Origin of the sequence: Dactylosporangium sp. CA-233914 (genome assembly GCF_050942935.1) — a bacterium.
In the GTDB taxonomy this organism is placed as follows: domain Bacteria; phylum Actinomycetota; class Actinomycetes; order Mycobacteriales; family Micromonosporaceae; genus Dactylosporangium.
This window is the reverse complement of the sequence record NZ_CP192030.1, coordinates 2,953,072-2,964,321: the sequence shown is the minus strand read 5'-3', so window position 1 is coordinate 2,964,321 and position 11,250 is coordinate 2,953,072. Positions and strand designations below refer to the sequence as shown.

The 11,250-nt window shown below is 75.2% G+C and carries 10 protein-coding genes and 1 riboswitch; of the genes, 6 read left to right on the top strand and 4 right to left on the bottom strand.

The annotated features are described in order from the left end of the window. Window positions 1-2 precede the first annotated feature (2 nt). Both ACQPY0_RS13780 and ACQPY0_RS13775 read right to left on the bottom strand, forming a co-directional pair. Window positions 3-1,076: an ATP-binding protein gene (locus ACQPY0_RS13780; RefSeq protein ID WP_432995222.1), complete on the bottom strand. Its 1,074-nt coding sequence runs from the start codon at window positions 1,074-1,076 to the stop codon at window positions 3-5. Between the two features lie 77 nt (window positions 1,077-1,153). Next, a complete protein-coding gene (locus tag ACQPY0_RS13775) occupies window positions 1,154-4,504 on the bottom strand; it encodes a DUF4132 domain-containing protein (RefSeq protein WP_432988605.1) in 3,351 nt (1,116 codons plus the stop codon). 180 nt (window positions 4,505-4,684) lie between these two features. Between ACQPY0_RS13775 and ACQPY0_RS13770 the strand changes: the two genes are divergently transcribed. Further along, window positions 4,685-5,050 (top strand): MmcQ/YjbR family DNA-binding protein, encoded by a 366-nt coding sequence (locus ACQPY0_RS13770; protein ID WP_432988603.1) that lies wholly within the window; start codon window positions 4,685-4,687, stop codon window positions 5,048-5,050. Window positions 5,051-5,059: 9 nt separating this feature from the next. On the opposite strand, the gene ACQPY0_RS13765 is transcribed toward ACQPY0_RS13770, so the two are convergent. Then, window positions 5,060-5,188: a hypothetical protein gene (locus ACQPY0_RS13765; RefSeq protein WP_432988601.1), complete on the bottom strand. Its 129-nt coding sequence runs from the start codon at window positions 5,186-5,188 to the stop codon at window positions 5,060-5,062. A 103-nt stretch (window positions 5,189-5,291) separates the two neighbouring features. On the opposite strand from ACQPY0_RS13765, the gene ACQPY0_RS13760 reads away from it, so the two are divergent. Together ACQPY0_RS13760 and ACQPY0_RS13755 are read left to right on the top strand one after the other, a co-directional pair. Then, window positions 5,292-7,007, top strand: coding sequence for a BTAD domain-containing putative transcriptional regulator (locus tag ACQPY0_RS13760; protein WP_432988599.1), 1,716 nt, complete (start codon window positions 5,292-5,294; stop codon window positions 7,005-7,007). Window positions 7,008-7,160: 153 nt separating this feature from the next. Then, entirely contained in the window at window positions 7,161-7,877 is a 717-nt protein-coding gene (locus ACQPY0_RS13755; RefSeq protein ID WP_432988597.1) for an RNA 2'-phosphotransferase, read from the top strand. On the opposite strand, the gene ACQPY0_RS13750 is transcribed toward ACQPY0_RS13755, so the two are convergent. Beyond that, complete coding sequence (locus ACQPY0_RS13750; protein WP_432988595.1) at window positions 7,864-8,271, bottom strand: hypothetical protein; 408 nt, start codon at window positions 8,269-8,271, stop codon at window positions 7,864-7,866. The genes ACQPY0_RS13755 and ACQPY0_RS13750 overlap by 14 nt on opposite strands. Window positions 8,272-8,408: 137 nt before the next feature. Between ACQPY0_RS13750 and ACQPY0_RS13745 the strand changes: the two genes are divergently transcribed. The 3 genes from ACQPY0_RS13745 to ACQPY0_RS13735 all read left to right on the top strand — a co-directional run bounded on the left by ACQPY0_RS13745 (window position 8,409) and on the right by ACQPY0_RS13735 (window position 11,172). Then, the gene (locus ACQPY0_RS13745) at window positions 8,409-10,100 is read left to right on the top strand and encodes a DEAD/DEAH box helicase (RefSeq protein WP_432995220.1); all 1,692 of its coding nucleotides are present in this window, start codon (window positions 8,409-8,411) and stop codon (window positions 10,098-10,100) included. A gap of 119 nt (window positions 10,101-10,219) precedes the next feature. Continuing rightward, window positions 10,220-10,303: riboswitch (ZMP/ZTP riboswitch) on the top strand. Window positions 10,304-10,400: 97 nt separating this feature from the next. After that, window positions 10,401-10,592: a hypothetical protein gene (locus ACQPY0_RS13740; protein ID WP_432988593.1), complete on the top strand. Its 192-nt coding sequence runs from the start codon at window positions 10,401-10,403 to the stop codon at window positions 10,590-10,592. A gap of 40 nt (window positions 10,593-10,632) precedes the next feature. After that, entirely contained in the window at window positions 10,633-11,172 is a 540-nt protein-coding gene (locus ACQPY0_RS13735; protein WP_432988591.1) for a hypothetical protein, read from the top strand. The last annotated feature ends 78 nt before the right edge of the window (window positions 11,173-11,250 follow it).

Below are 11,250 nucleotides of genomic sequence, written 5' to 3'. Positions count from 1 at the left end.
CCTCAGCCCAGCAGCTGGTGCCGGGCGGCGTGCAGGGCGCGCCACTGCTCGCCGCCGCGCTGGCCGGCCGCCTGCTCCAGATATCGTCGCAGCTTCGCGAGATCCTCGGGGCTGTCCTTGGCGGCGGTGCCGGCCAGGCAGGCGACGAAGTCGGCGACGGTGCCGGGCTCGCCGCGCAGGAACCAGCCGCGCAGCCCGACCGCGTGGGCGACCGACACGGCCTCGGCGGTGCTCATCACCGACGAGAGCCGGTCCATGGCGTCGCCGCGCGCGGTGCGCCCGCTGCGCAGCTCCCGGAACGTGGTGACCAGGATCTCCATGACGTCCCGCCGCGGTGGCGCGGTCACCCCGGAGCGGCGCAGCAGCGCGGCGGCCTCGGCCTCGACGAGGGTGAGCTCCGTCTCCAGGTCGGGGATCGGGAACACCGTCTCGAAGTTGAACCGCCGCTTGAGCGCGGCGCTCATCTCGTTGACGCCACGGTCGCGGGTGTTGGCGGTGGCGATGACGTTGAACCCGTCGCGGGCGAACACCATCGAGTCGGGGCCGGTCAGCTCCGGGATCGCGAGGACCCGGTCGGACAGCGGCGACAGCAGGCAGTCCTGGACCTCCAGCGGGCACCGGGTGATCTCCTCGAAGCGCACCACCCGCCCCTCGGCCATGCCCCGCAGCAGCGGCGCCGCGACCAACGACCGGGTCGAGGGCCCCTCGGCGACGAGGAGGGCATAGTTCCAGCCGTACTTGATCTGGTCCTCGCTCGTCGCCGCGCCACCCTGGATCGTCAGCGTCGACACCCCGCTGACGGCCGCCGCGAGCAGCTCCGACAGCAGCGACTTGGCGGTGCCGGGCTCGCCGACGAGCATCAGCCCGCGACTGGTGGCCAGGCAGACCAGCGCCCGGTCGATGAGCGAGGGGTTGCCGACGAACTTGCGGCTGATCCCGGCGGCCGGGTCGCCGACGATGAACCGCCGCGCCGCGGTCAGGCTCAGCGCCCAGCCCGGCGGCCGCTCCCCGGTGTCGGTCTCGGCGAGCCGCCGCAGCTCGTCGGCGTATCGCACCTCAGCCGGCGGCCGCTGCACCTCAGCCGACGGCCGCGACTCGTCGGCGAGCGGCCGCTGCCCGTCGGCGGGCGGCCGGGGCACCGCGTCCGACGGGCTCACTGGACGACCTCCTGCAGGTCCCGGAGGATCTCCGACATCGTCACCGGGTCGACGGTGCCCAGGGGTAGGGCGTTGCGCCGGTTCCAGCTGTGGCCGTCCTCGGGCAGCACGTGGGCGGTGCCGAGGGACTGGTCGCCGAAGACGGTCACGTCGCCGACGACGATGCCGGGGTCGAGGTCGAGCATGAGCGTCGCGCCGGAGGGCAGCTCGCGCTCCATCGCCGGCTGGATGCCGGCGTCCTGCGGCGAGGCCCGCCGCCAGCCGCGCCGCTCGAGCCCGAGCACCTTCGTCGCCGGCACCTTCACGCCCCAGTGCCGCTTCAGCTCCCTGGCCGCCCGCTCCTCTGCCGTCAGCGCGTGGGTGCCGCGGGAGAGCTGCTCGAAGGGCTGCAGGATCTCGTAGTCGGCGAACACCTCGGACCAGGCGTCGACGTCGGCGCCCAACTGCAGCGGGTGCGCGACCCCGACGAGGGCCCCGCCGGGGATCGCGGCGGGCTCGTCGTCGACGCCGGCGAGCGAGCGGTCCTCGGCGACGCGGAGGCTGACGAGCACGGCCCCCGAGTCGTCATACGCCGCCCACACCAGCCGCCGGGCCACGTGCCAGACCAGCGGGTGCTCGACGATGAACCGGCGGAACTCCTCCGCGCTCCACCGCCGCTGCCACACCATCGCGCATTCGAACCGCCGCAGCTGGTCGGTGGCGACGGTCCGCACGTCCTTCTTGAGCGCGGCGAACCGGGCCGCGGCGGCCGGGGCGAGCCGCGGGTCGTCCTTGGCCCCGGGCTTGGGCAGGTCCTTGCGCCGCTTGCCGTCCTCGTCGGCGACATAGGGCTTGAGCTGCTCGTCGAAGCCCACCACGAACCGGCGCGGCCCGTAGTCCAGCGCGAGCGTCCCGTCCGCCTCCAGGCCGAAGTCCGGCACGAGCCGGTCGGCGAGTTGCTCGGGTGAGAGGCCCAGCGCGTCGGCGACCTCGCCGATCTTCTCCTGCGCCCGCTCCTTGAGGCCGCGGAACTTCACCGTCTCCGCGATGCCGTGCAGGTGCATGAGCGCCACGTCGCTGCCGATCTCGGCGAGCACGTCGAGCCCGGCGACCGCGCGGGCGTGGCCGCCCTCCCCCGGCCAGGCCCGGATCAGCGGGGCGAGCCGCCGCACGGTCTCGTCGTCGCCGAAGAACCCGAGGGCGTCGAGGACCCATGACTCCTTCGACGGGAACCCGGCCAGCTGCCAGCGCTGGAACAGCGACCAAGCGAACTGCGCGAGCGAGCCCCGGGTGGCCGCGCCGGCGACGACGGCAAGCCCCGCATACGGCTCGCCGAGCCGCGACATCGCCAGCATCGTCAGCACGTGCCCGGCGGGGCCCGGGGGCAGGCTGCCCGAGCCGTCGGCGAGCGCGATCGGCGCCAGCAGCTCCGGATCGGCCCAGTCGGGCACGGCCGGCATCCTGGCCGGCAGCACCTGCACCGGGTCGGTGTCCAGCAGCGCCCCGATCGCCTCGGCCGCCGCGGGACCGTAGCCCGCGGCGGCGGACCGGACCGCGTCCGCGTGCCCCTCGCCGGCGAGCAGGTGCAGGGCCCGCTCCGCGTAGCGCCGGGCGGGGCCGGGCTTGGCCAGCGCCGCCGGGACCAGCCCGCGCGCGGCGGCCGCCGGGTGCCGCCGCAGCCACGCCGCCGCCGTCGGCCGGACCGATTTGAGCCGCCCGAGCCAGTCGGCCATCAGCGGGGCGACCTCCGGGCCGGTGAACGGCTGCAGGGCCAGCGCCGCGGCGGCCGCGTTGTGCGGGGCGACGGCGAGCACCACCGGGCCCGCCGCGATCCCGAACCGGGCCACCAGCCCGGGGAGCCAGTGTTCCGCGCCCCAGGCGTCGCTCGGCCGCCATTGCCGCAGCAGCGGGGCCGCCAGCGCCTCCGGCGCCGCCATGAAGAACCCGGTCTCGTCGTGGGATCGGGCCTGTCCGGCCCGGATCTGCTCGGCGAGCCTGTCGAAGTCGCGGCGGCCCCAGGAGCGGTAGCCCTGCCCGGCGCGCAGCCACGCCTCCCGCTCGCCGGGCGCCCAGTGCAGCGCGACCGGGTCGGTGCAGGCGAGCCCGGCCACGACGACGGGCTTGCGCGGCTTGCCGCCGGCGGTCCACGGCGGGGCGGCCAGCAGCGGCGGGACCGCCTCGGGCGGGGCGACGCCGACCGCGTCGAGCCGGGCTACGACGGAGGTGATCCGGCGCGCGGCCGCCTCCGGCAGCTCGGCCGCGACCTCCTCGGCGAGCTCGCGGTGGCGGACGATCTGGGTGCGCAGCAGCTCGCCGAGGACCACCGCGCGGGAGCCGGACCCGGTGGCCGTCGCGAGCAGGCGCATGGCCCGGCGCGGGAAGCGCGCGGCCGCATCGGTCAGGGCGGCCAGACCGGCCTTCGAGTCGACCCGTTCGACGAGCGTGAGGAAGGCCGCGTCGGACGGCGTGGCAGAGATCAATGACAGCAGCAGGCGCACGCCGTCGCCCCAGGACGCCTGGGAGGTCAGCAGGTCCTCGTAGACCGGCAGGCCGTCGCCGCCGAGGCCCTCGGCGAGGGTGTAGAGAAACGGCGGCGAGCTCGTGAGGTGGTTGGGCACGTAGCCGGTGAACAGCGCGCGCAGCCGGTCGGGCCTGGTGATGCAGGAGGTGAGCAGCAGCTCCAGCCACTCGTGTCCCCGGCGCCCCGCGAACGCGCCCACGTCCCGGTTGACCCACGACTCCTCGGTCGGGGCGAGGAACGTGGCGACGACCGCCTGGTGCGGGGCGAGGTCACCCGCCCGGAGCGCGGCCAGGGCCGACCGGGCCGCCGCATACTCCTGCTCGGGCGCGGCCGCCATCGCGGTGCGCAGCCGGTTGAGCAGGAGGGTGACGCCGTCGTCGTGCATGTGCTGGGGCGGCCGGTCGCGGCCGTGACGGGTGATCGGCGCGGGGCCGACGTCCTCGCCGTAGCGGTTCTCGCGGGCCTGGTGGAACCGCAGGTCGACCAGCTCGACGGCGGCGCTGACGGCGAAGGGCAGGCCCCGGGCGGTGACCCAGTCGTCGGCGAGTGCCTCGCTGGTCCTCGCGTCGGTCCGCGTGGCCGGGCCGACGGCGATGACGGCGACGGCGGCGGCGCCGAGCGGGGTGCTCGCGGCCGGGTCCTCGAGGTGGGCGACGCCGGTCGCGGTGATGTCCTCGGCAGTGCCGGGGTGGGTGAGCGACTCGCGAAGATCCGGGATCGCCGTGAGGGCCTTCGCCACCACCGCGGCGGCCTTCGGCCCGGGCTCGTAGGCCACCGGCGTCCCGCCGCGGCGGGGCAGCAGGACGCCCTGCCACGCGTCCGGTGTGACGAACCGGTCCTCGCTCATGTCGTCCCCCTCGTGATCGGTCCCGACGGCCGACACCATAGCGACCCCCACCGACAGTTTTTCGCCGCGAGCGCCGTGAGCTGCGGCGATTCGGTTCCGCCGGCAAAGATCGACAAAGTCGCCAAATGGGGAAAATCGGATCCCCGGAAAAGTGTCGTACCCGCCTGTTACACCAGAGTCATGGGATTGCGAATCGGACGCGGGGTGGGCGTCGACGAGGCGCTCCGGATGGTTCTCGTGCTGCCCGAGGTCGACCAGCGCCAGCACGGCAACCACCTCGGCTTCCGGGTGCGGGACAAGGCGTTCGCATATCTGTGCGCGGACGACTGGACCATGCTCGTGAAGGCGACGCGGGAGGAGCAGGCGGCGCTGGTGGAGGACGACCCGCGGGCATACAAGAAGGCCCACACGGCGGGGCGGATCGGGTGGGTGCAGGTGCGGTTGCGCAAGGCCCACGAGGACGAGCTCGCCGACCTGATCACGGAGGCGTGGCGGATGACGGCGCCGCGGCCGATCGTGGCCCGGGCCGACCTGCCGCTGTGCTGAGCGAACGACTCAGGCGGCGACGGACAGGAGCGTGGTGATCAGCCCGGCGGCCAGCGCGGCGACGAGCCCGGCGGCGAGCAGCAGGCGCCAGGCCAGGCGGAGCGCCGGGGCGGCATGATCGGGCGGCGGAGGCTTCATCTTCGGAAGGGAACCAGAGGGCGCTGACGTTGCGCTGTGGTGAACCTGAAGTGCACCACGGGGACGGCTCAGGTCGCGGTGGGGGCTGCCGATCGCGGCGGGCGTGGACGTTCGGGTGCTCGGGGGTATCGAGGTTGTCGACCCCGCTGACGCGGATGGGCGGCGGCTGACCGGGGACGACCTGCCCCGGCGGGCGCGGCAGGTGCTCGGGGTGCTGGCGGCCCGGCACGACCGGGTGCAGTCCAAGGACGCGCTCGCCGACGCGGTCTGGGGCGAGGAACTGCCCGGCAACCACGCGGCGGCGCTGGAGCACTACGTGTCGGTGCTGCGGCGCGCGCTGCAGCCGGGGGTGCCGACCGCGCGGTCGTTCATCGTGACGCGGGCCGGCGGCTACATGTTCGCCACCGACCGGGCCCGGCTGGACCTCGCCGACCTGCGCGCCGCCGCCCGGGTGGCCGAGGCCGAGCCGGCGCGGGCCGACGTGCGCGAGGAGATCGTACGGCTGGCCCGTGACCTGCCCTTCGCCGAGGACGAGTATGCCGACTGGGCGGCGCCGGCCCGCGCCGAGGTCAAGGCGGTGCTGGTCGGGGCACTGCTGGACCTGGCCGAGGGCGCCGCGCAGAGCGATCCGGGCCGGGCGCTGCGGCTGGGGCGGGAGGCGATCGGCCTGGAGCCGTACGCCGAGCGCGGCTTCCGCGTCCTGATGCGCGCCGCCGCCGCGAACGGCCGCAAGGACGAGGTGATCCGCTGGTACGACCAGTGCCGCCGCGCCCTCGGCGACGATCTCGGGGTCGGCCCGTCCACCGAGACCGACACGCTGCGCGACGCCCTGCTCGCCGGGATCGGCAGCGGCCCGCCCGGTGTCGAACGGCGTCGCGGCGACCGGCGCAGGACCAACCGCCCCGAGGCGCCGGCCAACCTCGCCGTCGTCAGGGAACGCCCGGGGTTCGCCGAGCGGACCACCGAGCTCGAGACGCTCGCCGCGGGCCCGGACGTCATCCACGTGGCCGGACCCTACGGGGCCGGCAAGTCGGCGCTGCTGGGGCGGTTTCGGGAGTTGTACCCCGACGTCGTCGGGCTCGGCCGTGGCCCCGGCGCCGGCGGGGCGCTGCGCCTGGGCTGGCTGCGCACAGTGCTGCACCAGCTCGGCGCCCCGGCCGACCAGGTCCTCGACGCCGCGATGGCCCGGCGGCGCCACCTGCAACCCGCGGAACTGGACGGCATCGCCGGGGCGCTGCGCCGCCGCGGCCGCGTCCGGCCGGTCATCGCCATCGACGACGCCGAGCACCTCGACGTCGACTCGGTGGCGGAGCTGCACTGGCTGCGGGAGCGCGGGGCGCGGATCGTGGTGTCGTACCGGTACCCCTCCGCGATCGCCGAACGCCCCCTCGGCGGGCTCGACGCGGACCTCGTCCTCCGGCTCGCGCCGCTGACCGGCACCGAGCTCCCGCCGGAGGTGCTGGAGGCCAGCGGCGGCATCCCGGCGCTGGTGGCCGCGGCCCGCGAGCTGGGCCCGGAGCTGGCCGCGCAGGTGGCGATGCACCTGGCGCGGCAGCGCACACGGTGGATGCCGCCCGCGGCCTGGGACGTGCTGCGGCTGACGGCGGCGCTGGGCTCGCTGCGGGTGGAGCAGGTGGCCGCGGCCGGCGGCCTGGAGCTCGACGACGTGCTGGGTGCGCTCGACCAGCTGGTGCACGCGCACCTGCTGGTCGAGGGGCCCGGCGGGCACGTACGGCACCGCAGCGGCCTGGTCCGCGACGCGGTCGCGGCGCAGGTCTCGGCGGCCCGGGGCCAGCACCTACGCGCCCGGCTGGCCTGACCGGCGCTCGCCCCACGGGGTCACGTCCGGGCGTGGATCAGGCCGACGGCCAGCAGGCCGGCCGCGGCGGCGAGCCAGCCGGGCAGCGGGTGCACCGGGCACGTCGGCGAAGGCCCAGGCCACGCCCGCGATCAGACGCGGGTGGTCGGCGGGGTGCGCGACGACGTCGGCGCGGCCGAGGTGATCGCGGTGGTGGCCGGCGCCTCGCCCGCGGCCCGGTGGGCGGCCGACGATGCCACGCGCCGGCGGGCCGTCGCGGTGATCCTCGACGCGCTGCGGAAAATGCCGTGGCCTCCGGGCGGGCGGGGACGCAGAATCGGGGGCGATATGGAATACAGCCAACTAGTCAAGATCAGTAAGCGGATGTCCAAGGCACTCCGCCACGATCCCGCGCGCGTCGGGATCAGGCTCGACCCGGCCGGCTGGGTGCCGGTCACGAAGTTCCTCACCGCGATGCGGATCGATCGCGCGACGCTCGACGAGGTCGTCGCGGGCAACGACAAGCAGCGCTTCGCCGTGGCCGTCGGCGACGACGGGGTGGAGCGCATCCGGGCCAACCAGGGCCACTCGGTCCCCGTCGAACTCGGGCTGGCCGAGGCGGAGCCGCCGGAGGTGCTCTTCCACGGCACGAGCGCCGCGGTGCTCGGCTCGATCCGGGCGACCGGGCTCAACCGCGGCGGCCGCCACCACGTGCACCTCTCCCCCGACACCGCGACCGCGCGGCGCGTCGGGGCCCGCCGCGGGGGCGCCATCGTGATCCTCACGGTGCTGGCGGGGCCGATGCACCGGGCCGGGCACATGTTCTACCGCTCCGACAACGGCGTCTGGCTGACCGACGAGGTGCCGCCGGAATTCATCAGGACTGACTGAGGATCCGCTCCAGCAGGGCCGCGAGCGGCATCGACTCGCCGTCGCGGGCACCCTCGCCGACGATGAGGCGCGGCGGCTGCGGCTGCGGGTCCGCCCCCGCGACCAGGGCCTTCATCGAGCTGGGCACGAGCAGGGAGTAGTACTCCCCCGTCTGCGAGATGGCGATGGTCCGGGCGGGGTTGAGATACCACCCCCGAAGCGAGGTCCGGTAGGACCGCCCCGAGTAGGAGCGCGCCCGCAGCGGCCCGGGCGCCGGGCCGGATGCGCGCGCGGCCGCCACGAACTCGGCGATCAGGGCCCTGGCCTGCTCGGCCTCGGCCTCGCGCCGGCGCTCGAGCTCGGCGCCGTGGTGCGCCACCGCGCGGGCCCGCTGCTCCCGCCAGTCCTCGCTCACGCCCAAACCCTATCCGGTCGCAGATCACACACGGCTACCGCGCCACGGGGCGGCGCCGGGGCGTTTGGGATGCTAGAGGCGCCGCCGTAATGCCCGAGTGAGGAGTCACCGTGACCGCGAGCACCGACGACGTGGACATGACCAGCTTCGGCGACCTCGGGCTACGCGACGAACTACTCAAGGCGCTGTCCGGTTTAGGCTACGAAGAGCCGACCCCGATCCAGCGCGAGGCGATCCCGCCGATGCTCGCCGGGCGCGACCTGCTCGGCCAGGCCGCCACCGGGACCGGCAAGACCGCCGCCTTCGCGTTGCCGCTGCTGCAGCGCCTGCCCGCGCCCGGTGGCGACAACCCCGCGGCGCTGGTGCTCGTGCCGACCCGCGAGCTCGCGGTGCAGGTGTCGGAGGCGATTCATCGATACGGCCGGGATCTGGGCGTCCGCGTCCTGCCCATCTACGGCGGCCAGCCCATCGGCCGCCAGCTGCGCTCGCTGGAGTTCGGCGTCGACGTGGTGGTCGCGACCCCCGGCCGGGCCCTCGACCACATCGGCCGGGGCACCCTGCACCTGCACGACCTGCACGTCGTCGTGCTCGACGAGGCCGACGAGATGCTCGACATGGGCTTCGCCGAGGACATCGAGGCGATCCTGGCCGAGACGCCCGAGGACCGCCAGACCGTGCTCTTCTCGGCGACGATGCCGCCGCGGATCGACGGGCTGGCCCGCAGCCACCTCAACGACCCGGTGCGCATCCAGATCGGGCGGGAGCCGACCCCCGCGGGCGAGGCGCCGCTGGTGCGTCAGGTCGCTTATGTCGTACCGCGGGCGCACAAGCCGGCCGCCCTCGGCCGGGTCCTGGACGTCGAGGCCCCCGGGGCGGCGATCGTCTTCTGCCGCACGCGCGACGAGGTCGACCAGCTGACCGAGACCCTCAACGGCCGCGGATACCGCGCCGAGGCCCTCCACGGCGGCATGGGCCAGGAGCAGCGCGACCGCGTCATGGCCCGGCTGCGCAACGGCACCGCCGACCTGCTCGTGGCCACCGACGTCGCCGCCCGCGGCCTGGACGTCGAGCACCTCACGCACGTGGTGAACTACGACGTGCCGTCGGCGCCCGAGTCGTACGTGCACCGCATCGGCCGCGTCGGCCGAGCCGGCCGCGAGGGCGTCGCCATCACCCTGGCCGAGCCGCGTGAGCACCGCATGCTCAAGACCATCGAGCGCGTCACCAAGCAGCGCATCTCCGTGGAGAAGGTCCCCTCCGTCGCCGACCTGCGCGCCCGCCGGATGGAGCTGACGCGCGCGGCGCTGCACGAGAGCCTCATCGCCGACGTCGGGCTGGAGCGGTTCCGGGCGATCGTCGAGTCGCTGGCCGAGGAGTTCGACCCGATGGAGATCGCGCTCGCTGCGGTCAAGCTCGCCCACGAGGCGACCGGCGTCGGCGAGAACGACGAGGAGGAGATCCCGGACGTCACGCTGCGCCAACCGCGCGAGCGCGAGGAGCGCCCCGGCCGCCGGGTCAGCGTCCGCGACGCCGACGGGCGCGGCCGCGGCCGCGAGACCGGCGGGCGGCGCGCGCCGACCGGCGGGATGACGCGGCTGTTCGTCGGCGCGGGGCGGGCGGCCGGGATTCGCCCGCAGGACCTGGTCGGGGCGATCACCGGCGAGTCGAGCCTGAGCGGCCGCGACATCGGGGCGATCGAGATCGCGGACCGGTTCTCGCTGGTCGAGGTCCCGGACGGCGCGGTCGACGAGGTGATCGACACGCTGCGCCGCACGACCCTGAAGGGCCGCCGCCCGATCGTCCGCCGGGAGCGCAACCGCTCGGCCTAGCTCCGCGTGGGGGCACCGTCACGCTGCGGAGGGCCGGAAACATGAACTTTTCTCGGAATGGTACGGTGTAGTGGATACGGAAGCCGCACCGCCGAAGCCGCGTGCCCGACATATGCTCTGAGCGCGGCCGCGACTGGCGAAGGTGGAGCACCACCGGAGATCGGCCGTGGTCACGTCGGCCGCCGACCGCCTGGGCATCCGCGACGCGTCACGTCGAGTGCGTCCGGAGGTCCTTGCGCGGCTGCGATACGGCATGCGGCGGCCGAGCCGGTCGGCCCCGAGCCGTCCACCGTCGTGCACGTGCGGCCCTCGTATCTGAACCTGCTCGACGCCGTCGCCGCCTGGCAGCTCGTCAACGAGGCCGGGGGCGTGGCGGCGGCCTCGTTCAAGCACGTCTCGCCGGCCGGGGCCGCGCTCGCCGGGCCCGTCGACGCGGTCACCGCCAAGCTATTTGGGGTCGATGACGGTGCCGACGCGGTGACCCGGGCCTAATGCCCGTGACCCCAAGAGCTCCTACGGCGACTTCGTCGCGGTGTCGGTGCCCGTCACCGCCGAGCTCACCGATCCGCTGCGGCGGGTGGTCAGCGACGGGATCGTCGCGCCCGGCTACGAGCCGGGGGCGGTCGGGGTGCTGGCCGCCAAGAAGGGCGGCGGGTACCTGGCGCTGGAGGCAGACCCGGCGTTCGAGCCGCCCGGCGAGGAGGTGCGGGAGCTGCACGGCCTGCGGCTCGTCCAGCGCCGCGACGACGCCCCGGTGCCGGAGGGGCTCTCCGCCGACCTGCGGCTGGCGCTGATCGCACAACGCCGAGCGCGAGATCGAGATGGGACGCGAGCTCGGCGACGGCCGGTGCGGTACACCCAGTCGAACTCGGTCGCGCTGGTCCGCGACGGGGCGACGCTCGGCGTCGGGGCCGGGCAGCAGTCGCGGGTCGACTGTATCCGGCTCGCCAGGGAGAAGGCGCGGCTGTGGCGCCGGCGCCGGTTCGCCACCGTCGGCGACGAGCCCTCCGCGCAGGATCGGGTCACCGCCGCACCCCGCGGCGGCCGGGGCGGTCGATATCGTCGAGCCTGAGCCCGGCGGCTCGACCCGCTCCGAGCTGGTCGCCGCGGCGGCCGAGCGGCGCGGCATCGCCCTCACCCGCACCGGGCT

Coding starts and splice junctions, on each gene's coding strand:
- ACQPY0_RS13745 (WP_432995220.1), top strand. CDS start 8,409: ATGACCAGCTTCGGCGACCTCGGGCTACGCGACGAACTACTCAAGGCG.
- ACQPY0_RS13765 (WP_432988601.1), bottom strand. CDS start 5,188: ATGAAGCCTCCGCCGCCCGATCATGCCGCCCCGGCGCTCCGCCTGGCC.
- ACQPY0_RS13770 (WP_432988603.1), top strand. CDS start 4,685: ATGGGATTGCGAATCGGACGCGGGGTGGGCGTCGACGAGGCGCTCCGG.
- ACQPY0_RS13775 (WP_432988605.1), bottom strand. CDS start 4,504: ATGAGCGAGGACCGGTTCGTCACACCGGACGCGTGGCAGGGCGTCCTG.